The 21,546-nt window shown below is 61.2% G+C and carries 21 protein-coding genes; 15 read left to right on the forward strand and 6 right to left on the reverse strand.

The window, feature by feature from the left end:
• Positions 1–57 precede the first annotated feature (57 nt).
• Complete coding sequence (locus tag SB753_RS04880; RefSeq protein WP_410799259.1) at positions 58–1,554, forward strand: mannitol dehydrogenase family protein; 1,497 nt, start codon at positions 58–60, stop codon at positions 1,552–1,554.
• Between the two features lie 46 nt (positions 1,555–1,600).
• Here the strand turns inward: SB753_RS04880 and SB753_RS04885 are convergent, their stop codons facing one another.
• Together SB753_RS04885 and SB753_RS04890 are read right to left on the reverse strand one after the other, a co-directional pair.
• A complete protein-coding gene (locus SB753_RS04885) occupies positions 1,601–3,400 on the reverse strand; it encodes a diguanylate cyclase domain-containing protein (RefSeq protein WP_410799261.1) in 1,800 nt (599 codons plus the stop codon).
• Complete coding sequence (locus SB753_RS04890) at positions 3,400–4,545, reverse strand: extracellular solute-binding protein (RefSeq protein WP_410799263.1); 1,146 nt, start codon at positions 4,543–4,545, stop codon at positions 3,400–3,402. The genes SB753_RS04885 and SB753_RS04890 overlap by 1 nt, the downstream gene beginning before the upstream one ends.
• Positions 4,546–5,149: 604 nt before the next feature.
• On the opposite strand from SB753_RS04890, the gene SB753_RS04895 reads away from it, so the two are divergent.
• Both SB753_RS04895 and SB753_RS04900 read left to right on the forward strand, forming a co-directional pair.
• Entirely contained in the window at positions 5,150–5,932 is a 783-nt protein-coding gene (locus tag SB753_RS04895; RefSeq protein WP_020066551.1) for an ABC transporter substrate-binding protein, read from the forward strand.
• A gap of 243 nt (positions 5,933–6,175) precedes the next feature.
• Positions 6,176–7,291: a succinylglutamate desuccinylase/aspartoacylase family protein gene (locus SB753_RS04900; RefSeq protein ID WP_087753540.1), complete on the forward strand. Its 1,116-nt coding sequence runs from the start codon at positions 6,176–6,178 to the stop codon at positions 7,289–7,291.
• A gap of 112 nt (positions 7,292–7,403) precedes the next feature.
• Here SB753_RS04900 and SB753_RS04905 read toward each other — a convergent pair whose 3' ends face one another.
• Complete coding sequence (locus SB753_RS04905) at positions 7,404–8,219, reverse strand: MetQ/NlpA family ABC transporter substrate-binding protein (protein WP_033379493.1); 816 nt, start codon at positions 8,217–8,219, stop codon at positions 7,404–7,406.
• Between the two features lie 271 nt (positions 8,220–8,490).
• On the opposite strand from SB753_RS04905, the gene SB753_RS04910 reads away from it, so the two are divergent.
• The 5 genes from SB753_RS04910 to arsH all read left to right on the forward strand — a co-directional run bounded on the left by SB753_RS04910 (position 8,491) and on the right by arsH (position 13,035).
• Positions 8,491–9,654 (forward strand): porin, encoded by a 1,164-nt coding sequence (locus SB753_RS04910; RefSeq protein ID WP_410799265.1) that lies wholly within the window; start codon positions 8,491–8,493, stop codon positions 9,652–9,654.
• Positions 9,655–9,950: 296 nt separating this feature from the next.
• Complete coding sequence (locus SB753_RS04915) at positions 9,951–10,283, forward strand: ArsR/SmtB family transcription factor (protein ID WP_410799266.1); 333 nt, start codon at positions 9,951–9,953, stop codon at positions 10,281–10,283.
• 67 nt (positions 10,284–10,350) lie between these two features.
• Positions 10,351–11,421 carry an ACR3 family arsenite efflux transporter gene (arsB, locus tag SB753_RS04920; protein ID WP_410799268.1) on the forward strand — a complete coding sequence of 357 codons (1,071 nt, stop codon included), beginning with the start codon at positions 10,351–10,353 and terminating at the stop codon, positions 11,419–11,421.
• A 9-nt stretch (positions 11,422–11,430) separates the two neighbouring features.
• Positions 11,431–12,258, forward strand: a complete 828-nt coding sequence (arsC, locus tag SB753_RS04925) for an arsenate reductase (glutaredoxin) (RefSeq protein WP_410799270.1) — start codon at positions 11,431–11,433, stop codon at positions 12,256–12,258.
• Between the two features lie 12 nt (positions 12,259–12,270).
• Positions 12,271–13,035: an arsenical resistance protein ArsH gene (gene arsH / locus SB753_RS04930; protein WP_410799272.1), complete on the forward strand. Its 765-nt coding sequence runs from the start codon at positions 12,271–12,273 to the stop codon at positions 13,033–13,035.
• Between the two features lie 79 nt (positions 13,036–13,114).
• Here arsH and SB753_RS04935 read toward each other — a convergent pair whose 3' ends face one another.
• Positions 13,115–13,903, reverse strand: coding sequence for a membrane protein (locus tag SB753_RS04935; RefSeq protein ID WP_020066559.1), 789 nt, complete (start codon positions 13,901–13,903; stop codon positions 13,115–13,117).
• Positions 13,904–14,099: 196 nt separating this feature from the next.
• Here SB753_RS04935 and SB753_RS04940 point away from each other — a divergent pair, with 196 nt between their 5' ends.
• On the forward strand, positions 14,100–14,426 hold the full coding sequence (locus SB753_RS04940) for a DUF4148 domain-containing protein (RefSeq protein WP_410799273.1): 327 nt from the start codon (positions 14,100–14,102) through the stop codon (positions 14,424–14,426).
• Between the two features lie 39 nt (positions 14,427–14,465).
• Here the strand turns inward: SB753_RS04940 and SB753_RS04945 are convergent, their stop codons facing one another.
• Positions 14,466–14,849: a VOC family protein gene (locus SB753_RS04945; protein WP_131318247.1), complete on the reverse strand. Its 384-nt coding sequence runs from the start codon at positions 14,847–14,849 to the stop codon at positions 14,466–14,468.
• Between the two features lie 52 nt (positions 14,850–14,901).
• Positions 14,902–15,822: a LysR substrate-binding domain-containing protein gene (locus SB753_RS04950; RefSeq protein WP_027804395.1), complete on the reverse strand. Its 921-nt coding sequence runs from the start codon at positions 15,820–15,822 to the stop codon at positions 14,902–14,904.
• 109 nt (positions 15,823–15,931) lie between these two features.
• Between SB753_RS04950 and SB753_RS04955 the strand changes: the two genes are divergently transcribed.
• The 6 genes from SB753_RS04955 (at position 15,932) to SB753_RS04980 (ending at position 21,442) form a co-directional block, all read left to right on the forward strand.
• Entirely contained in the window at positions 15,932–17,026 is a 1,095-nt protein-coding gene (locus SB753_RS04955; RefSeq protein ID WP_020066563.1) for a tartrate dehydrogenase, read from the forward strand.
• A 174-nt stretch (positions 17,027–17,200) separates the two neighbouring features.
• Positions 17,201–18,511, forward strand: coding sequence for an MFS transporter (locus SB753_RS04960; RefSeq protein ID WP_027776185.1), 1,311 nt, complete (start codon positions 17,201–17,203; stop codon positions 18,509–18,511).
• Between the two features lie 94 nt (positions 18,512–18,605).
• On the forward strand, positions 18,606–19,139 hold the full coding sequence (locus SB753_RS04965) for a DUF4142 domain-containing protein (protein ID WP_410799276.1): 534 nt from the start codon (positions 18,606–18,608) through the stop codon (positions 19,137–19,139).
• Positions 19,132–19,482 carry a cupredoxin family copper-binding protein gene (locus SB753_RS04970; protein WP_410799278.1) on the forward strand — a complete coding sequence of 117 codons (351 nt, stop codon included), beginning with the start codon at positions 19,132–19,134 and terminating at the stop codon, positions 19,480–19,482. The genes SB753_RS04965 and SB753_RS04970 overlap by 8 nt, the downstream gene beginning before the upstream one ends.
• Positions 19,483–19,495: 13 nt before the next feature.
• Entirely contained in the window at positions 19,496–20,197 is a 702-nt protein-coding gene (locus tag SB753_RS04975; protein ID WP_410799279.1) for an RNA polymerase sigma factor, read from the forward strand.
• 234 nt (positions 20,198–20,431) lie between these two features.
• Entirely contained in the window at positions 20,432–21,442 is a 1,011-nt protein-coding gene (locus SB753_RS04980) for an ABC transporter substrate-binding protein (protein ID WP_410799280.1), read from the forward strand.
• Positions 21,443–21,546: the final 104 nt, after the last annotated feature.

Consider the following 21,546-nt stretch of genomic DNA (forward strand, 5'->3'; position numbering starts at 1 on the left):
GGTTTTCCCGCTGATTCACGGCGTTTCAAGCCTGTCACGTCATTGGGACTTCACACCATGAGCACGCCAGCTTCATTGCCTCGCCTTACCCGTCATGCGTTGTCCGCCCTGAGTCGGCACGTGTTGTCACCGGGGCATGCTGCGTGGCGCGAGCCGTCCATCGGCATCGTGCATCTCGGCATCGGCAATTTTCATCGCGCGCATCAGGCGCTTTATACGGAAGAAGCCATGCTCGCCGAAGGCGGCGACTGGGGCATCTGCGGCGTCACGCTGCAAGGCGACGTGGCGAAGCGCAATGCGCTGATGGAGCAGGAAGGTGTGTACAGCGTCGTCGAACGTGGACCCGAGGGTGCAAAGGTCACGGTTGTGCGCGCATTGCGCGAAGTGCTTGCAATGCCGCACGACCACGACGCATTGTTCGAGCGGCTCGCTGATCCGTCCGTGCGGATCGTTTCGTTGACGGTCACGGAAAAAGGCTATTGCCGCAATGCGAAGACGGGCGATGTCGCACTCGACAATCCCGCCGTCGTACACGACCTATCGCATCCGCACGCACCACGCAGCGTGCCTGGCATTCTGGTTGCCGCGTTGCGCCAGCGCCGCGATGCAGCGAGAGAACCCTTCACAGTGCTGTCGTGCGACAACCTCGCGCACAACGGCGCCGCTCTGCGCCAGGTGGTATGTTCTTTTGCACGCGAGTTCGATCCGGCACTCGCTGACTGGATCGCAGTGGAAGTTGCGTTCCCGTCGACCATGGTCGATCGCATCGTGCCGGCCACGACCGACTCCGAGCACGCCACCGTGGCAGCGGCGCTCGGCTATCGTGACGCCGCGCCCGTGCCTTGCGAGCCGTTCCGGCAATGGGTGATCGAAGATCGTTTTCCGGCGGGACGTCCGGCGTGGCATGCGGTGGGCGCACAACTCGTCGACGACGTCACGCCGTTCGAACTGGCGAAGCTGCGCATGCTCAACGGCACGCATTCCACCCTCGCCTATCTGTCGATGCTTGGCGGCTTCGCCACGATCGACGAGGCGATCGCCGACCCCGCCATGCGCAATCTCATCCACGCGATGATGACCGAAGAAATCGCGCCGACGCTGAACATGCCGGCGTCATTCGATGTCGCCAACTATCGCGATGCACTGCTCGCGCGCTATGCGAACCCGGCGCTCAAGCACCGCTGCGCGCAGATTGCGATGGACGGCAGCCAGAAGATTCCGCCGCGCCTCCTTGGAACCATCGCCGCGAGAATCGACGCGGGGCAGCCGTTCACGCGCCTCGCACTAGCGGTCGCGGGATGGATGACGTTCTTGCGCGGTTATGCAGACGACGGTTCGCGCTACGACATCAGCGACCCGCTCGCCGAAAATTTGAAGGCGCTCGCGGCATCTGCGAATGGCGATCCTCGGGCGCTGATGGATGCGCTGCTCGGCGTGCGCGAAATATTCACCGCGGAGTTGGCCGCGCAGCCCGCGTTCAGAGCGGCGTTGCTTCATGCGTTGCAGTTGCTGCAAGACAATGGCGCACGCGCAGCGGTAGCGGCATTGCAATAACGCGCCGCATTTCATATGTCAGCCAGGCCGTGGGCTCGGCCTCGTGTCACTCGGTCGCATTTTCGCCGGCTTGCAAGTGCACGGCTTCGGTCTGGTCCGCCTGCTTGCGCCGGCGTGCCTCGAGCACGTCGCGATAACGCAGATATGCGCAACGTCCCCCCGATTTCGCCGCATACATCGCGGCGTCAGCGTTCAGCAGCAGTTCCTCCGCCGTGCCGCTGTCGTCGGGGAACTGGCTGATGCCGATGCTCGCGCCCACCGTCATGCCCTGGCCGTCCATCACGATCTCTTCGTTGAGCGTGGTCATGATGCGTGAGGCGATGCCCGGCGCCGCCTCCGCCGAGCGCGGTCCCTCGATCAGCACGATGAATTCGTCGCCGCCGAGACGCGCGACGACATCCGCCGAATGAAGCACTTGCTTGAGCCGCAGCGCCACCGCAACGAGCACCTTGTCGCCGACCGAATGGCCGAACTGGTCGTTGATCTGCTTGAAGCGGTCGAGGTCCACGAACAACACCGCGAGTCCTTCGCGGCGGCGCGTCGCGTCGTCGATAGCACGCTCGAGCTTCTCCATGAACAGCATGCGGTTCGGCAGTCCGGTGAGCACGTCGTGAGTGGCGAGATGCACGAGTTCGCGCTGTTTTACATGCAGCGCGTCCATCTGCGATCTGATCTCGCGGCGCAAACGATCGAAGCAGCGCGCGAGTATGCCGATCTCGTCCGTGCGTTTGACGGGCAATGTCTCCATCGCGTGTTCGGCGAAAAGATGCGTGGCCGCATACGCGAGGATATGCAACGGCTTGGTTAGCGCACGTGCAAAAAGAATTGCGAGAAGCAGTGCGAGCGCGCTGAAGATCAACACCATGCGAATGATGCTGCCGCCCAGCAGTTGCGCGCCCGACAACACGTCTTCAAGCGGCTTGCCAAGCCCGATCACGATGAAGCGATTGCCCTCGGACGCGCCGAACGGCCGGCGCACGAAGGCGAGTACTTGCCCCTCCGCCTGACGCGGTCGCGCGAGACCATTCACGAGTACTTCGCTTTCCTTCTGCTCGAAAAGCGGCTTGGTGACGGCAAAGCTATCCTGCATCAGCACGCGGCGGCCGTTATCGAAGCCGAACGTTTTCGACGCATCGGGATGAACCAGAAAGTCACCCCATTCGTTGGCGAGATAGACCTCATAGTCGCTTGGCAAATCGCTTTGCAGGCGTTTGAGCAAATCGGCGAGATTGATATCGATCACGACGACGCCGATCACCGAGCCTTGCGCGTTCGCGACGGGCGTGCCGACCCGCAACGTCGGTTTACCCTGCGCCGCGTGAGCGCCGTACTCATGATTGACGGCAATCGGCGACGTGTAAATGCGTCCGGGCGAAAATGTGAGTGGCTCGAACACATACGGGAACTGCCCTTTCTCCTGCAGATCGCCGCCGTCCACGCGCATCAGTCCATCGGCGTCGCGGTCAAAGCGAATGATTTCGAGGCCGTGATGCGCGCGGCTGATAAGCCGGATCTGCAGGTATTCGGCGTGATGGATCATGAAGCTCGAGTACACCTGCGCGAGCCGTTCGCGCGACGCGCTCGCCGCAGACCCGTCGCCGGTCGCCAGAACCTCGGCCGACGAAGGCAAGCTCGCGAGCACGAGTGCGTCGGCGCCCACGTCGTCGATGGAGGCGGAAAAACGCTGACCCAGCAATTCCGTGGACGTCAGCAAACTGTGGCCGGCTTCCTTCACGAGCATCGCGCGGTTCGCGTGATACGCGTAATAACCGGTCGCGCCCGATGCCAGCACGCCAATGCAGGCGAGCAGAATAGACAGCTTGAAGGTGAGGCCGGGGCGGATCATCAGAAGCGCTCCGAGCGGTCACCGGAGACGATTCTGATCCACAGGTCCTCGCGCCGTTGAATGTTTTCGACCGGACCGATCCACACGATGCGAGCGCTATCGCTATGCGCAGCCGGATCGGTCAATGTGTTCGCGAGTCCTTGCCGCTGTGTCAGTAACCGGCTCACGTCCGGTTCGAGCATGTAATTGATCCATGCGAGCGCGAGCGCCGGATCAGCGGCTGCACGCGTCATCGACCAGCAATCGAGCCAGGCCAGCACGCCTTCGTCGGGAATCACGTAGCCCACGTCGGCGCCGGCGCGGCGCAGTAATTCCAGTTGCTGCGTGCCGTAGTTGCCGAACATCAGCGCAACGTTATGCTGGATGAAAAACGCGGTCGCCTCTTCAGGCAGCGTGTAATAGGTCAGCAGGTTGCGGCGCAGATCGACGAGCTTGTGCGCAATCGCGCGCATCTGCGTGGCGTTCAGATTGAACGGATCGGGATAACCCAACGCGAGCGCCGTGAACGAGAAATTGTGCTGCGCACTATTGAAGTCCAGCACCTTGCCGCGGTATCGCGGGTTCCACAGTTCACGCATCGAGCGCGGCGCGACTGCGACCTGCTTGCGATCGTAAATGAGGCCCATCGACGAATAGGTAAACGGAATCGCATACACCTTGCCGTCCGACATGATTCCTTCAATCGCCGAGCGCGCCTGAAAACGCGGCAGTTGTCTTGCGGTATTGGGCAGACTTTGCAGATCGAGCGGCGCCAGCAGATTTGCGTGCGTATAGCGCTGGATTTCCGCGGTGTTCGCCGCGAGCACGTCGAAGCGCGGCGCGTTCCTCGCATGCAGCTGGGCCCATAGCGCTTCGTCGGAATCCACGAGCGTCACTTCCACTTTTACGTCGTAACGCAACTCGAAGTTCCTCACGACGTCGGCATCGGCGTACCCGGGCCACGCAAGCACATGCAAGACTTTTTTCGCGACCTCGGCCGACGCGCTCGACAGCAGCCCGAAACTGAGAAACGCGCCCACAACGAGTCGCAAGAAAACCGCGCGCCCGCTACGCGCTAATGGCGCGCGCGAGGACGCAAGCGCAATTCGCTGCTGACCGGGCTGCGTAAAACAGCGCACTCCATCTGCCGTCGAAATCATGTGCATATGCAACACCGTTTTGCAGAAGGCAGTTCCCGCGAGCAGAAGCCCGCGTAAATGACTCGCGAATCAATACTGGAGACGTTTCCTCTGACCAGAACTGCTCTGTGCGCTGCGTGGAAGCGCGAGGAGCAACGATGATAGCCCCAAGCAATATGTTTTTGGTCTCATTACCGCGTCAATGCCTGGAAATAACTGACCCTCGGCGGGACACGACGGGCATTCATCGCGTGATAACGGCAGGCGCTTAACGTTCTTTAATTAATTCGACGAATTAAATGAACGCGTGATTGCTAAATCTATTTAACGATTCGCATTACGACCGGGTTACGACGTTATTACGACATGCGCCGACAGCCGGCCATTCGATGCCGCCCGCATCGTCGCGCGACAATGCGCTCCTCCGGGCACCTCTACTGCCAAGGCATCGCTCATGCGCCATCCGGTATTTCACTAACTACCCAACATTTTTGAACTGATAAGCTTGGCGCGCGCTGCTGGCCGCCCCGGCTGGCGGCTTCAACCCAGGCCCGGTCGTGAGTCGCGCCGGGTTTCCCGCAGCGGCACAACCGCGTGCGGGAGTATTTGAACTACACCGAGGAGTAAAACAGTGAAAAAACTGCTAGCGGCTTTGACGGTTGCTCTGCTTGCCACCGTCTCGATTGGCGCACACGCTAAAGATTGGTCCACCATCCGTTTTGGCGTCGATGCCAGCTACCCCCCGTTCGAGTCCAAAGGCTCCGACGGCAAGCTCGTTGGCTTCGACATCGACCTCGGCAATGAAATCTGCGCGCGCCTGAAAGCCAAATGCGTGTGGGTCGAAAACGACTTCGACGGCATGATTCCGGCCCTGAAGGCGAAGAAGTTCGACGGCGTGCTGTCGTCGATGTCCATGACGCCGCAACGCGCCGAACAGGTCGCGTTCTCGTCGAAACTGTTCAATACGCCGACGCGCCTCGTCGCAAAGAAGGGTTCGGGCATCCTGCCGACGGCTGAGTCGCTGAAGGGCAAGACGGTCGGCGTCGAACAGGGCACGATCCAGGAAACCTACGCGAAGACCTACTGGGAACCGAAGGGTGCGAAGGTCGTGCCGTATCAGAACCAGGACCAGGTGTATGCCGACTTGCTGTCGGGCCGTCTGGACGCAGCGCTGCAAGATGCGGTGCAAGCTGAAATCGGCTTCCTGAAGACGCCGCGCGGCGCCGGCTTCGACTTCGTCGGCAAGAACCTCGACGATCCGAAGATCCTCGGCAACGGCGCGGGCATCGGCATGCGCAAGGAAGACACGGATCTGAAGGCGAAGGTCGACAAGGCGATCGCCGACATCATCAAGGACGGCACGTACAAGAAGCTCGAGAAGAAGTACTTCGACTTCGACGTGTACGGCAGCTAATAGGCCGGCTTGTGTCAGCCAGGGCCGCCTCGCGCGTCTAGCGGCGCGCTGAACGGCTCGAAAAAACGGGCCCCGCCATGCGCGGGGCCCGTTTCGTTTTTGAAGCCGCCACGACCACGCCCCGCGCCGTATCGGCTAAGATCGTGCGATCGATATGGCGCCGGGCAGCTGGCGTCATCCAGGCTTTTCCCCTCAAATCAACGAGATAGCGGCGCGCCGCACTTTCCCGCGAATTCGACAACCATGCAAACCCAATCCCATCCGCTGATTGCCCCGACGCTCGGTACCGCCCGCAACCTGACCAGTTTCCATTACGGTCGCAGCGGCGGGCAGAAGATCTACATCCAGTCGTCGCTGCATGCCGACGAATTGCCGGGCATGCTCGTCTCGTGGGAACTTCGTCGCAAGCTTGCGGCACTCGAAGCAGCCGGCAAGCTGCGCGGCGAAGTGGTCATCGTGCCGGTGGCCAATCCCATCGGCCTGAACCAGCACTTTCTCGGCCACCTGACCGGACGCTTCGAAACCAACACCGCGCAGAACTTCAACCGTAACTTCCATGATCTGTCGGCACTCGTCGCACCGGTAATCGAAGGGCGCCTCACGGATAACATCGACGCCAATCGCACGGCGATCCGCACCGCGATGCGCGAGGCGCTCGACGCGCAGACGCCGGCCACCGAGCTCGAATCGCAACGTCTCGCGCTGCAAAAGCTTTCGTACGACGCCGACGTCGTGCTCGATCTGCATTGCGACTGGGAAGCCGCCATGCACCTGTACACGAACCCCGACCTGTGGCCCGAAGTCGAGCCGCTCGCGCGTTATCTCGACGCAAAGGCGTCGCTGCTTGCGCTTAATTCGGTGGGCAATCCGTTCGATGAAATTCACAGCTTCTGCTGGTCGGATTTGCGTGGCCGTTTCGGCGAGCGTTTTCCGATTCCGAACGGCTCGATTTCGGTCACGATCGAATTGCGCGGGCAGCGAGAAGTGTCTTACGAGTATGCGGAGCGCGACGCGCAGGCGATCGTCGAATATCTGACCTCGCGTGGCGTCATCGAAGGCACCGCCGCGCCGCTGCCGCCGCTCGAGTTCGCTGCGACGCCGCTCGCAGGCGCCGAGCCGATTGTCGCGCCGATCAGCGGCGTGCTGGTGTATCGCTGCGAAGTGGGCACCTGGGTCGACGTGGGCCATGAAATCGCGGACATCGTCGATCCGTTGACTGACCGCGTCGTGACGCTCAAAAGCAACGTTGCCGGCGTGCTCTATGCGCGGCATCTGACGCGTTTCGCCACGGCCGGCCTCGAATTCGCGCGCATTGCCGGCGCGACCGCGTTTCGAAGCGGCTCGCTGTTGAGCAACTGATTCGCGGCTTGACGCTAAAGCGAGGGCGCACTGAAGGCGCCCTCGCTTTTATTGCTACTGCTCCTGTTCCAGTCACTGCCGGCGAGGCACGCAACACGCAAGGAAGAGTCCTTTAAAACGCGGGGATGATCGCGCCTTTGAACTGCGTGTCGATGTACTTGCGCACTTCATCGGACTCGTAAGCCGCGACCAGTTTCTTCACCCAAGGCTGATTGCGGTCCTTCTCGCGCACGGCGATGAGGTTTGCGTAAGGCCCCTTGAGGTCTTCGATTGCAATCGCGTCTTTGGTGGGCTGCAAGCCTGCCTTTACTGCATAGTCGGTATTGATCGACGCCGCGTCGAGGTCATCGAGCGCGCGCGGCAATTGCGCGGCGTCGAGTTCCACGAGCCGGATTTTCTTGTGATTCTCAGCCACGTCGAGCGGAGTCGCATTGACGCCGTTCGTGCCGACGCCCGGCTTCAGTTTGATGACCCCGTACTTCTGGAGCAGGAGCAATGCGCGGTTGCCATTGGACGGATCGTTCTGGATGCCCACTTTCGCCCCTTCGGGCAAGTCCTTCAGCGACTTGAACTTCTTCGAATAAAAGCCCATTGGCGACACATACGTCAGGCCGACATTAGCGATCTTGTAGCCGCGCTGTTTGATCTGGCTATCGAGAAACGGCTGGTGTTGGAAACCGTTAGCGTCGAGATCTCCGGCGTCTAGCGCAGCATTCGGCTGCACGTAGTCGTTGAACTCGATCACCTTGACGTTGAGCCCCTCGCGCGCCGCCACTTTCGTCACGACCGACCAGATCTGTGCATCGGGTCCGCTCATCGTGCCGACCTTGAGCTGCGGGCCGTCTGCATGCGCAAACGTTGTCGTGAGCGAGAGAGCGGCGACACCGGCCAGCGCGAGCACATTTCTGATGATATTGCGGCGTTGCATGCGTTTCCCCATAAGCGGTTTGATTGACAGGCGCGCATCGTCGCATGCAGCAGCGGCCGCCCGAAACCAATCGTTTTTCACACGCTTATATGAACGGGCGCGAAGAAGCTTATGCGCGAGATCGCCATGACTGTCGCTTGCGCGCGACAGATTTCAAAATCAATGCGTCTGTCACATACCTTACTCAGCGTTCCCTTAAATTTCAGCCCGTCGCACGACCTTGCCGAAGAGCATCGCATTGCGATCGCTTAATTTTTAATCGGAGAACGCTTTGAACAAAAAACTATTGACCGCCGCTACCCTCGCAGTCTTCGCCAGCGTCGCACACGCACAAAGCAGCGTCACGCTGTATGGCGTGATCGATGCCGGTATCAGCTATGTGAACAACTCGAAGACCGCCACCGGTCACGACAATCTCTTCAAGTACGACGACGGCGTGGCGCAAGGCAGCCGTTGGGGCCTGCGCGGCACCGAAGATCTGGGTGGCGGCCTGAAGGCGCTGTTCGTGCTGGAAAACGGTTTCAACAGCGGTAACGGCACGCTCGGCCAGGGCGGCGCGTTGTTCGGCCGTCAGGCGTATGTCGGTCTGTCGCAGAACAATGTCGGCTCGCTGACGTTCGGCCGCCAGTACTCGTTCTCGACCGACTATCTCGGCGGCAGCTACTCGACCGGCGGTCAAACGGTCGCGGGCAACTACGCTTACCACATCAACGACGTCGACCAGTTGACGTCGAGCCGTATCAACAACTCGGTCAAGTTCAGCAGCGCGAATTTTTCGGGCCTGACCTTCGGCGCGATGTATGGCTTCTCGAACCAGGCTGGCGCATTCGCCGGCGCGCCCGCAACGGGCACGGCCGCAGCACCGGTCGCAGGTTCGTCGCGCGCTTACAGCTTCGGCCTGAACTACGCTAACGGTCCGTTCGGCGTGGGCGCGGCATACACCGATATCCGCTACCCGAGCCAGGCAACGCCGGCATTCTCGACGACCATCGCAAACGTGACGACGGGCAACATCCGCGATCTGCGCACGTTCGGCGTGGGCGGCCGCTACACGATCGCCGCAGCGACGCTGTGGGCGTTGTACACGAACACGCGCCTCGAGACGGTCACGGGCGGTGCGACGACTTTCGCCGCGTATGAAGCGGGCGCGAAGTACGCGTTCACGCCGGCACTGACGGCAGGCGCGGGCTACACGTACATGCACCTGAGCAACGCGAATCGCGGTCACTGGAACCAGGTCGACCTGAGCGTCGACTATGCGTTGAGCAAGCGCACCGACGTGTACGCACTGGGCATCTATCAGATCGCAGCGGGCCGCAACGGCACGCAGGATCTGCAGGCGCAGATCGGTTCGAGCACGAGCTACTTCAACACGTCGGGCACGGGTGCGGACAACCAGTTGGCATTCCGCGTGGGCGTGCGTCACAAGTTCTAAAGCGCAATCGTGCCGGCGCAGGCCTCAGCGCCTCGCCGGCGCTCTGTGTTGAAACGCCGCTGCTTTCGAACCAGTTCCACAAGTTGTAGCGGAGTCGATTGCCCGGCGTTGCAGCTGGACATTACGCAATCACGCAGTTATTCCTCTCAGTAAGACGCCGGCGCCGCTGGCGTCTTACTGTTTTCGCTTCCCCTCGCAGTACAAAGCCAACCAATATCGATTCGTTCAGCCGCGTCCGCACGCCTATCATTTCAAGAATACTTGAATTATCGAATCGACAGCCCTATCATGCTGCGATGGACTCGAACCTCGTTGTACGCGCGCTCGGCGCGCTGGCTCATGAATCGCGACTCGCCATTTTCCGGGCGCTGGTGGTAGCTGGTCCCGAAGGCATGGCGGCAGGGGACATTGCGCAGCAGGTCGGACTGTCACCGTCGAGCCTGTCATTCCATCTGAAAGACCTTTCGCACGCCGGGCTGGTTACAGGTCAGCAGGAAGGGCGCTTTATCTATTACTCGGCCAACTTCGACGCGATGAGCGGACTCGTCGGTTTTCTCACCGAGAACTGTTGTGCGGGTGCGGGCTGTGGAGTTGGAGTCGCGCCGCAGTGTAAAGGAGCGGCGACATGAACTTTGCCAACGTCGCCATCTTGCAGCGCATCTCAGCAGCCGCCACTATTCCATTACGGATTCACCCATGAGCAGTCTCGAGCAAACGGCACGTCATTCACAGGCGCCTCGCATCGGTTTCTTCGAGCGGTATCTGACGGTGTGGGTCGCGCTTTGCATCGTTACAGGCATCGCGCTCGGGCATTGGCTACCGCTGGTGTTTCAGGCAATTGCCCGCATGGAAGTGGCGCACGTCAACATTCCGGTCGGCGTGCTGATCTGGGTCATGATCGTGCCGATGCTCATCAAGATCGACTTCGGTGCGATGGCGCAGGTGAAGGAGCACTGGCGCGGCATCGGTGTCACGCTGTTCGTCAACTGGCTTGTGAAACCGTTGTCGATGGCGCTGCTCGGCTGGGTCTTCGTGCGCCATGTCTTTGCCGCATGGTTGCCGTCGGGCCAGCTGGACAGCTACATCGCAGGACTTATCCTGCTCGCCGCCGCGCCGTGCACGGCAATGGTGTTTGTCTGGTCGCAGCTTTGCAAGGGCGATCCGTACTTCACGCTCTCGCAGGTCGCACTGAACGACGCCATCATGATCGTCGCTTTTGCACCAATCGTTGCACTGCTGCTCGGCCTGTCCGCGATTGCAGTCCCGTGGGACACGCTTATCGCTTCAGTGGGGCTTTACATCATCATCCCTGTTGTCATTGCGCAGATCGTGCGCCGCCGGCTGCTTCGGCATGGCGATGCGCGCTTTCAACACATGGTCGCCCGACTAGGCCCCTATTCGATCTGCGCGCTGCTCGCAACGCTCGTGCTGTTATTCGCGTTCCAGGGGCAGGCCATTGTCAGCGAGCCGCTGGTGATCGTGATGCTGGCCGTACCGATCCTGATCCAGGTGTTGCTGAACTCGGGCCTCGCCTATCTGCTCAACCGCAAGCTCGGTGTCGCGCACTGCGTAGCCGGTCCGTCGAGCCTGATCGGTGCGAGCAACTTCTTCGAACTGGCAGTGGCAACCGCCATCAGCGTGTTTGGATTCCAGTCGGGCGCAGCACTCGCCACCGTAGTCGGTGTACTCATCGAAGTGCCCGTCATGCTGCTGGTCGTCGGCGTCGTGAACCGGACGCAACATTGGTACGAAACCCGAACATATTGAGGACAAACGATGCGCGTGACCATCTATCACAACCCCGACTGCGGCACGTCACGCAACGTGCTCGCGCTGCTGCGCGAAGCCGGTGAAAACCCGCTCGTGATCGAGTATCTGCACAATCCGCCTGATCGCGCAACGCTCGAACACCTGATAGCCGACAGCGGAATGGCGGTCCGGGACATGCTGCGCACGAAGGGCACGCCATACAAGGAACTCGGACTCGACGATCCGGCAGTGAGCGACGCAGAACTCGTCGACGCTATGCTCGCCCATCCGATTCTGATCAACCGGCCGATCGTCGTGACGCCGCAAGGCACACGCTTGTGCCGCCCTTCCGATGCAGCGGCCGGCCTCCTTGCAAGCATGCCCGACCGCGAAATTCTGAAGGAAGAAGGCGCGCCTTTTATCGTGGCCCGGCGCATCGCAGGTGACAACGCTGAGTTTGTGCAGGCACTGCGCGATGCGGAACTTCCCGTCAACGATCTGAGCGAGCCTGGCCGCTCGTTCTTCACCTTCTCGACGCTGGCAGGTGTCCATCTTGGTTATGGCGGATTCGAGCAATACGCACGCGATGTACTGATCCGGTCGCTTGTCGTTGTGTCCGATCAGCGGGGCAAAGGCATCGGCCGTAACGTGCTCGCCGTTCTGTTGCGCGAAGCTTTCGATGCGGGCGCCCGCACCGGGTGGCTGCTCACCACGAATGAATCGGCGTTCTTCGAGAAGTCCGGCTTCAAGCGGGTCAGCCGCGACGCGGCCCCCGCATCGATCCTGGCCACACGTCAGGCTACCGACTTGTGTCCGTCGAGCGCCGTCCTGCTTTCGCGTGCCATCACCCTTTAAGCGCCATAGCCCATGCCGACCGATCTGCCGAACATCAGCCCTCTTCATCTCGACATACCCGATCTCACGAAGCTCGAGCCACGCGCGCTATCGCAACACCCGCCGCGCATTCTTCTTCTATACGGCTCACTCAGGCCAACGTCGTACAGCAGGTTGCTGACGCTGGAAGCAGAGCGGATTCTTCAGCAGTTCGGCGCGGAGACAAAGGTGTTCGATCCGCACGGCCTTCCGCTTGCCGATAGTGTCCCGCCGGACCACCCGAAGGTCGCGGAACTGCGCGCACTATCGATATGGTCGGAGGGTCAGGTGTGGTGCAGCCCGGAGCGTCACGGCGCGCTCACAGGCGTTTTCAAGAATCAGATCGACTGGTTGCCGCTCGATTCCGGCAGCGTCCGTCCCACACAAGGGCGCACGCTGGCAGTCATGCAAGTGTCCGGCGGCTCGCAGTCGTTCAATGCAGTCAACGCGCTGCGCCTACTGGGCCGCTGGATGCGCATGGTGACGATCCCGAACCAGAGCTCGGTCGCCAAGGCATTTCAGGAGTTCGACGAGAACGGACGGATGAAGCCGTCCTCGTACTACGATCGGGTGGTCGATGTCATGGAAGAACTCTTCAAGTTCACGCTGCTCGTACGCGACCGTTCCGATTACCTGACCGACCGCTACAGCGAGCGCAAGGAGCGGGCACCGGCAACCGTAACGGCGCTCGCGAGTGCCGCCATGAGTCATGAACAGAGTGCTCAAATTGCCGACACGGACGACAGCGAGGTTGAGTAGCGCTCGCTGCCATCCGAGTGAATGGCCATGAGGCGTTCCAGTTCGCCTCGCATCGACACATCGACGCATCGACGCATCGTTATACAGCAGGTGCACGTCTCGCGGGGCGCTGCGGCAGAAGCACGATACAGGCGACGATAAACACGAGCAGAATCACCGACGCGTATAAGCGGCTCACGTGCAACCCGCCCTCCGCGACAGGCTTGTCGAGTAGATCCCCAAGCGTCGCGCCGAGGGGACGCGTCAGAATGAACGCTGCCCAGAAAAGCGCCGTGCGAGACACGCGCGACCAGAAATACAGGGCGGCCACCACGAGCAAGCCCGCGCCGAAAATCATTGCTCCGTATTCGTAACCCACGCCGAGTCCGCCGCGATCTTCGCCCGCGACCCAGTCACCAAGAGCGGTGCCGAGCGTTTGCGAGAACAGGATGGTGACCCAGTAAAACCACTCCGCTTTAGCCGTGACGATACTTTCCACTGACACCGTGCCTTGCGAGCGATACCAGGCGGCGAGACTCGCCGCTAGCAGTGCGACGACTAACGCGACGCCTCCGGGGTAACCGATGCCGAGCGATCTATCCGCGAAGTCGGCCATTGTCGTGCCAAGCGTCGTGGTCGCGATGATGGTCGCCCAATAAAGGAACGGATGGAAGTCGCGCGCCTTGATCTGCGCGGAGACGAGCGCGACGAAGAATACGAAGAAGATCGCCGAGCCAATCAGGTAACCGAGCTTCAGCGACATCGACACCCAGTCTCCGCCCGTTTCACCCAGCGTGGTGGCCGCGACCTTGATCACCCAGAAGCCCAACGTCACTTGCGGCACTTTGCTGACGGCCTGGTCTGCAAAGTTCATGGCGCTGTCTTTCATCAGTCACTCCTTTTTTCGTAGCTGCATTAAGCACGCCAATTTAAACGCCCGAGGTTAACGCTTGCTTAAGCTGGCGGAGTTATTGGCGTTCGCAGCCGGGAATAAGTTACCGCTACACCGGTTAACCGATGCAGAGCACGTCAAAACGAACTCAAACCGGGTTCGGTCGATACGCTCTTAATCCAGGAGCACTGCCATGAAACGCACGTATGCAGACCGCGCAGTATCGCGCTCATTCATCACGATGGTGGCGAGCACCGCGTTGATGATCACATCGACATGGGCGCACGCACAAGCATCGCCCTCCCCCGGCTCGCATCAACTTACGCGTGCTGAAGTCATGCATGAACTCGAAGAACTCGAAGCCGCCGGATATAACCCGTCTGTCGGCGACGACCCCAACTATCCGGCCGGCATTCAGGAAGCAGAACGAAAAGTTGCCGCGATGCATGCGGCCCAGCAGAACGCGTCGGTCGACGGCCAACCGGCAATGCAGTCAATGCCGGCAATGCCGATGCAGTGAGAAGAACAGTCGCCGATCTAACCCACGCTACGAGAGAACCTATGCGCCAACCTTGTAAGGCCGCGTCATCAACTCGAGAAAGTGACCATCGAGGTCGTCGAAATAAAGTCCGCGGCCACCGTTGTGCGTGTACGTTTCTCCAGCGCGCCGTTTGCCGGGATCGGCCCAGTATTCGAGCCCCCGCTCGCGTATGCGCGCGAACGCCCGCTCGAATTCTTCTTCGCTGATTAGAAATGCGTAGTGCTGCATGGCGATCGGATCATCGCTTTCATAGAAATCAAGCGACACGTCATTAGCCATTTGCACGACCAGCATTTCCCCGAACGGAATCGGAGCGGGAAGGCCGAGAATGTCCCCCAGAAACTGTGTCGACGCCTGCTTGTCCCGGCACCAGACAATAGTATGGTTTAGCTGCACGCTCATGCTGCGCCTCCATCCGGTAGCTACGCATTGAATCAATATAGTCGAAGCCTCATTAACCAACCGCTCCGTCCTGCAAGTCGTGAGCTATGAAGTCGACAAACGCGCGAATGCGGTTCGACATCTGATGCCGCTGCGAATACACGGCGAAGATATCCGCGTTCGGCGTCTCGTGATCGGGCAGCACCACAACGAGCGAGCCATCGGCCAGATACTGTTTGATGTCCCACTCCGCGCGCAGCAGAATGCCGTGCCCTTCGAGCGCCCATTTCACCGCGATCTCGCCGTCGTTGGTGGTCAGCGTGCCCTTGATCCGCACCGCTTCCGTCTTGCGCGACGCCCCCTTGCCCGACGTCAGTCGCCACACGCCATACGCTTCGTCGCCCTGGCGAATGCCGATACAGTTGTGCCGCGTCAGATCGTGCGGCGTCATCGGCAAGCCGTGCGAGGCGATATACGAAGGCGCCGCGCACAGCAGACGCCGGTTGCCTGCGAGGCGGCGCGCGACGACCCGCGTATCGGGCGGCTCGCCAAAACGGATACAGACGTCGAATGTATCGTCTGTGAGCGGCGGCGGCGTGACCGATAGCTGAAGCTGCACCGACACCTGCGGATACTTCGCGACAAAACGCGAGATAGCAGGCGCCACGTGGCTGCGCCCGAACCCGAGCGTCGCATTGACGCGCAGCAGCCCTTTCGGACTCTTCTTCGCCGAACCGAGCAACTCCGCGAGTTCGTCGATCTCGTCGAGAATCCTGCGCGCATGCTGCAAATACAACTCGCCTTCGGGCGTGAGCATCATCCGGCGAGTGGTGCGATTGACGAGCGCCACGCCGGCACGGCTCTCCATCTGCGTGAGCCGCTTGCTCACGGCCGCTGCGGTCAGCCCCAGCTCACGTGCCGCCGCGCTCAGGCTGCCGGACGCGGCGAGCGTAGAGAAAAAGCTCAAATCGGCCGGCTGGACGGTGTCGCGCATCAGCGTCACTTGTGAATTAGAGTTAAAGATGCTTTGAGTCTAGCACCGGTTTTTGCGTCCAGATATCGATAGAGTCACTCACATCTACAACATCTGAAGGACCGGAGACATGCAAACCTATCGCATCGCAACCATTCCCGGCGACGGCATCGGCAAGGAAGTCGTGCCGGCAGGCGCGCAAGTCCTCGAAGCGCTCGCCAGAACCACGAAGTCGTTCGCGTTCGAATTCGAGAACTTCGACTGGGGCGGCGACTATTACCGCAAGCATGGCGTGATGATGCCGGCGGATGGGCTCGACGCGATTCGCGGCAAGGACGCTATCCTGTTCGGCTCGGCGGGCGACCCGGACATTGCGGACCACATAACGTTGTGGGGACTTCGTCTGAAGATCTGCCAGGGTTTCGACCAGTACGCAAACGTGCGCCCGACCCGCATCCTGCCCGGCATCGACGCACCGTTGAAACGCTGCAAGCCCGAAGACCTGAACTGGGTGATCGTGCGCGAGAACTCGGAAGGCGAATATTCCGGCGTGGGCGGCCGGGTTCATCAGGGCCACCCGATTGAAGCTGCCACCGACGTGTCGATCATGACGCGTGCCGGCGTCGAGCGCATCATGCGTTTCGCCTTCCGCCTCGCACAGTCGCGTCCGCGCAAACTGCTGACGGTGATTACGAAAAGCAATGCGCAACGTCACGCAATGGTGATGTGGGACGAGATCGCGCTACAGGTCTCGAAGGAATTCCCCGACGTCACATGGGACAAGGAACTGGTGGATGCGTCCACGGCCCGCATGATCAATCGTCCGGCGAGCCTCGATACGATCGTCGCCACCAATCTGCACGCGGACATTCTCAGCGATCTCGCCGCCGCGCTCGCCGGCAGCCTCGGCATTGCGCCGACCGGCAACATCGACCCGGAACGCCGCTTTCCGTCGATGTTCGAACCCATCCACGGCTCCGCGTTCGACATCATGGGCAAGGGTCTCGCCAATCCGGTCGGCACCTTCTGGTCGGTCGTGATGCTGCTGGAACATCTCGGCGAACTCGATGCCGCAAACCGCGTGATGCAGGCAGTGGAAGCCGTCACCGCCGACAAGTCGCTGCATACCGGCGACCTCGGCGGAACGGCGACTACCGCGCAGGTGACCGCTGCCGTCTGCGCGTTCATCGAGCGGGCCGCAGCGCCCGCTGCCAACGCCGCGTAAGTCTGGATCACGCGACCACAGTTCGCGCCGTGTAACGCGCGCCGCAAGCGCTTCACGAGCGCCTAACGACAGCCGCCCAACAGCCGCCCAACAGCCGCATCCGACGGCTGCGGCGCGCGCGGCGCTGCGCTGCGTTTGCAAGCGAGCACAGCCCACGCCTCCAAGGAGGAGACAATGATGACCGACCTCGAAAGCCGGGTGTCCCGCAAGCTCATGCTGCGGATCATCCCGTTTGTAATGCTGCTGTACTTCGTGAGTTTTCTGGACCGCGTCAACGTGGGTTTTGCCGCGCTGACCATGAACAAGGCCATCGGTCTGTCGCCGACTGCATTCGGATTCGGCGGCGGTCTCTTCTTCATCGGCTACTTTCTGTTCGAGGTTCCGTCGAACCTGATTCTTCACAAGGTCGGCGCGCGCCGCTGGATTGCGCGCGTCATGGTGTCCTGGGGCATCGTCTCGCTGGCTTCCGCGTTCGTCGTCGGACCCAACAGCTTCTATGCGCTGCGCTTTCTGCTGGGCGTGGCCGAAGCGGGCTTCTTTCCCGGCATCATCCTGTATCTGAGCTTGTGGTTTCCGACGCGTCAGCGCGCGGTCGCCGCTGCATGGTTCATGGCGGCCGCGCCGATTTCCACCGCCATCGGCTCGCCGATTTCCGGCGCGATCATGAAGCTTCCATCGATAGCCGGTTTCGCGGACTGGCAGATGCTCTACATCCTGGAAGCGCTGCCCGCCGTCGTACTCGGCTTCTTCGTGCTGAAGTATCTGACCGACACGCCGTCGAAGGCGCAATGGCTTGCGCCGGAAGAGCGCGACTGGCTGATCGCGAAACTGAAGACGGAAGCCGACGCGCGCCAGTCGCACGCGGGCCACACGGCCGGTGCAATGAGAGCACTGCGCGATCCACGTGTTCTCGCTCTGGCGCTGATCTACTTCGGGACCTCCGCGGGCTTGTACACGCTCGGCCTATGGGCGCCGTTAATCATCAAGCAGTACGGCTTCGGCTCGTTCGAAACGGGCCTGCTCGCCGGCATCCCCAGCATCGCCGCCGTGGTCGCAATGATCCTGTGGGCGAGGCATTCGGACCGTACCGAAGAGCGCACGTGGCACGTCGTCATTCCGTGCGCGCTGGCCTGCCTTGGCTTTGTGTTCGCAGGTAACGCCTCAACAGCACTGATGATCGTGCTCGCCCTCGTCATCGTAAACGTCGGCATCAGCGCGGCGAAGGCGCCGCTGTGGGCAATGCCGAGCATGTTCCTGTCGGGCGCCGGCGCGGCCGCAGGAATCGCCATGATCAACTCGATCGGCAATCTCGGCGGATTCGTCGGTCCGTTCGCGATCGGGTGGCTCAAGAACGTAACGGGTGGCTACTCGGCCGGCCTCTATGTGGTCGGCGCAACGCTGGCTCTGTCGGCTGTCGTCACGCTGATGCTGAGCCGGCAGTCGAAGCAGACACCGGTGGCGGCCGGCGAGCGCCACGGCCACTGACGGCATACGCTCGTCTGGGAACTGGGAACAGGATTCTCCGTCGTGACATCCAACGTCGTATGCAACGAAACGTTGGTCGAACGGGAGAATCTGCATGAAACTGATCCATCCTCACTGGCTAGGCGCGCTGGCGCTCGTCAGTCTCGCTAGCTGGGCTCAAAGCGCCGGTCCGACCGATCCGCAGATCGCGGCGATTGTCGTCACGGCCAATCAGGTCGATATCGACGCGGGCAAGCTCGCCGAGTCGCGCTCGAAGTCGAGCGACGTCAAGGCGTTCGCGCAACAGATGGTCACCGATCACAGCGCGGTCAATCAATCAGCCAGCGATCTCGTGCACAAGCTGAATGTGACGCCCGAGGACAACGGCACGAGCCAAAGCCTGAAGCAAGGCGGCGATGCAAATCTCGCGGCTCTGAAGAAGCTGAAAGGCTCGGCCTTCGATCGCGCGTACATCGATCATGAAGTGACCTACCATGAAAACGTGCTTGATGCGCTCGATAAAACGCTGATTCCGAGCGCAAAGAACGAAGAGCTGAAAGCGCTGCTCGCAAAGGTCCGGCCCGCCTTCGTCGCGCATCTCGAGCATGCGAAGCATCTGCAGGCGTCGCTGGAGAAAAGCAGTGGTTAAGCGGCGGTGTGCGCGGGGCGCCGCCGTTTGGGGATGTACGGCGCTCGCTTGCGCGATGCTGGCATTGCTTGCGGCAAACGCGATTGCGGCGCCGAAGACATATGTGGTCGCGATTGAGAACATGCAATTCAATCCGCCGGATTTGACCGTGAAGCGAGGAGACCGCGTTGTATGGATCAACAAGGACATCTTTCCCCATACCGCGACGGCCGAGACTCGTGCATTCGATTCGCGCAGCATTGCCGCGAGCGCATCATGGTCGTACGAGCCGGGCAAGGCCGGCATTTTTCCCTACGGATGCACGTTTCACCCGACCATGCACGGTGCACTGACCGTTCGATGAGAGCCCGCTAGCAATGACCGAGACAGCCACCGTGCCGTCGATATCCGGCGCCGACGACGATCTCGCGATCGTACGGCGCATCGTCGCTGGGGATCGGCCCGCATTCGAGTTGTTGATGCGCCTCCATAATCGACGGCTTTACCGGCTCGCGCGCGCCACGCTGCGCGACGACGCTGAAGCCGAAGACGCCCTGCAGGACGCGTACCTCCGCGCGTATCGTTCGCTGAGCCAGTTTCGCGGCGACTCCGCGTTGTCGACCTGGCTTTCGCGCCTCGTGCTCAACGAGTGCTACGGCCGGCTGCGCCGTCATGCGCGCCGCGAGAATGTCTTTCCGATAGTCAGTTCGAACACTGCCGACCTCGATCTCGAAGCCATGCATCCGTCCGACTCCGAATCCCCCGACCGCGCCGTGGCGCGCGCGGAAATGCGTGCGCTGATCGAGCGCAAACTCGACGAGCTGCCAGAATCGTTCCGCACGGTATTCGTCCTCCGTTCAGTGGAAGAGCTGAGCGTCGAGGAAACCGCGCAATGCCTCGACATTGCCGAAGCCACTGTGCGTAGCAGGCATTTCCGTGCGAAAAGCCTGCTGCGCGAATCACTGGCGCGAGACATCGACCTCGCAGGGAGCGAACTGTTCGGGTTCGCCGGCGCGCGCTGCGACAGGATCGTCGCGAATGTGATGTCGCGAATCGACACGCGCGGCGAAAACAGTTAGACGGCTGATGCGCCGCAAGCGACGCCGGCAGACATAACGCCATGTCATGGCCGCTCCAACAATTGCGGCGTTGCCCCGGTCAAATTGACTCACTATATTTCCAGTCAAGCCAGCGCTATTTGCCCCTCCGGCCGCAAGCCGCAGGCGCATTCGCGCCGACCTGGATGATGTCTTTCGCTTCAACCGTATCGAGGAGAAGTCGTGATAAGCATGCCAAGGTTGCGCCCGTTTGCCATGACTCTTGTGTTGAGCGCAATGAGCATGGCGCCTGCTCTCGCCGCAGGAAAAATCACCTTCGTGTCGCAAGGCGGCACGTATCAGGAAGCCCAGACCAAAGCGATTCTCGACCCCGCTGCGAAGGAACTGGGCATCACCATCAACCAGGACAGCATTCCCGACGCGTGGCCGCAGATCAAGGCTCAGGCCGCTACCGGCAAGCCGATCTGGGACGTAGTGGACACGCCCACCTCCAACTGTCTGCGCGGCGGCCGCGAGGGGTTGCTCGAGAAGCTCGACTTCTCGAAGATCCCCAACGCTGCCGCGATGCCGGAAAAGTACCGCACGCCGTATTCGGTCGCGTATGAGTTCTATTCGACTGTGATCGGCTACAACAAGAAAACGCTGAAAAAGGCACCGCAAAGCTGGGCCGATTTCTGGAACGTGAAGGCGTTCCCAGGCACCCGAGCCTTGCGCAACGATCCGCAAACGGTACTGGAAGCCGCCCTGCTCGCCGACGGCGTGCCGCGCGACAAGCTGTATCCGCTCGACGTCGACCGCGCGTTCAGGAAGCTGCAACAGATCAAGCCCGACATCACCGTGTGGTGGACTTCCGGTGGGCAGTCCGCGCAATTGCTGCACGACGGCGAGGTCGACATGACGATGATCTGGAACGGCCGCGCGAGCGCTGTGCGCAAGGACAATTCCGATGTCGATTTCACATTCAACGACGGCATTCTGCAAAACACGCAGTTGTGCGTGCTGAAGAATGCGCCGAACCTGACCGACGCGATGCGCTTCCTGAACGCTGCAATGTCACCCGAGTTGCAGGCCAACCTGCCGCTTTACATCGACTACGGTCCAGGGAACCCCGCGGCGTTCAAGACCGGCAAGATCACGGCCAAGCGCGCAAGCGAATTGCCAAGCTCGCCAGAGAACGCCGCGAAACAGGCACTGATGTCTGAAGATTGGTGGGCGTCGGATGCAGGCATCCAGGCAAAAGCGCGGTGGCTGAAGTTCATGCAATAGCTCGCGCACTCCTCGCCCATACGATTGAAGCGCCCGCGGGAACACGGTTCATCGCGGGCGTTTTGTATCTTGCGGCGCTCATTGCATCCAGCGCATTCATCGCA

This window comes from Paraburkholderia sp. SIMBA_053, assembly GCF_046534895.1.
Taxonomy (GTDB): domain Bacteria; phylum Pseudomonadota; class Gammaproteobacteria; order Burkholderiales; family Burkholderiaceae; genus Paraburkholderia; species Paraburkholderia caledonica.

Coding starts and splice junctions, on each gene's coding strand:
- SB753_RS04890 (WP_410799263.1), bottom strand. CDS start 4,545: ATGCACATGATTTCGACGGCAGATGGAGTGCGCTGTTTTACGCAGCCC.
- arsH (WP_410799272.1), top strand. CDS start 12,271: ATGCCGACCGATCTGCCGAACATCAGCCCTCTTCATCTCGACATACCC.
- SB753_RS04915 (WP_410799266.1), top strand. CDS start 9,951: ATGGACTCGAACCTCGTTGTACGCGCGCTCGGCGCGCTGGCTCATGAA.
- SB753_RS04965 (WP_410799276.1), top strand. CDS start 18,606: ATGAAACTGATCCATCCTCACTGGCTAGGCGCGCTGGCGCTCGTCAGT.
- arsC (WP_410799270.1), top strand. CDS start 11,431: ATGCGCGTGACCATCTATCACAACCCCGACTGCGGCACGTCACGCAAC.
- SB753_RS04885 (WP_410799261.1), bottom strand. CDS start 3,400: ATGATCCGCCCCGGCCTCACCTTCAAGCTGTCTATTCTGCTCGCCTGC.
- SB753_RS04950 (WP_027804395.1), bottom strand. CDS start 15,822: ATGCGCGACACCGTCCAGCCGGCCGATTTGAGCTTTTTCTCTACGCTC.
- SB753_RS04945 (WP_131318247.1), bottom strand. CDS start 14,849: ATGAGCGTGCAGCTAAACCATACTATTGTCTGGTGCCGGGACAAGCAG.
- SB753_RS04960 (WP_027776185.1), top strand. CDS start 17,201: ATGATGACCGACCTCGAAAGCCGGGTGTCCCGCAAGCTCATGCTGCGG.
- SB753_RS04975 (WP_410799279.1), top strand. CDS start 19,496: ATGACCGAGACAGCCACCGTGCCGTCGATATCCGGCGCCGACGACGAT.
- SB753_RS04980 (WP_410799280.1), top strand. CDS start 20,432: ATGACTCTTGTGTTGAGCGCAATGAGCATGGCGCCTGCTCTCGCCGCA.
- SB753_RS04940 (WP_410799273.1), top strand. CDS start 14,100: ATGAAACGCACGTATGCAGACCGCGCAGTATCGCGCTCATTCATCACG.
- SB753_RS04955 (WP_020066563.1), top strand. CDS start 15,932: ATGCAAACCTATCGCATCGCAACCATTCCCGGCGACGGCATCGGCAAG.
- SB753_RS04905 (WP_033379493.1), bottom strand. CDS start 8,219: ATGCAACGCCGCAATATCATCAGAAATGTGCTCGCGCTGGCCGGTGTC.
- SB753_RS04880 (WP_410799259.1), top strand. CDS start 58: ATGAGCACGCCAGCTTCATTGCCTCGCCTTACCCGTCATGCGTTGTCC.
- arsB (WP_410799268.1), top strand. CDS start 10,351: ATGAGCAGTCTCGAGCAAACGGCACGTCATTCACAGGCGCCTCGCATC.
- SB753_RS04935 (WP_020066559.1), bottom strand. CDS start 13,903: ATGAAAGACAGCGCCATGAACTTTGCAGACCAGGCCGTCAGCAAAGTG.
- SB753_RS04900 (WP_087753540.1), top strand. CDS start 6,176: ATGCAAACCCAATCCCATCCGCTGATTGCCCCGACGCTCGGTACCGCC.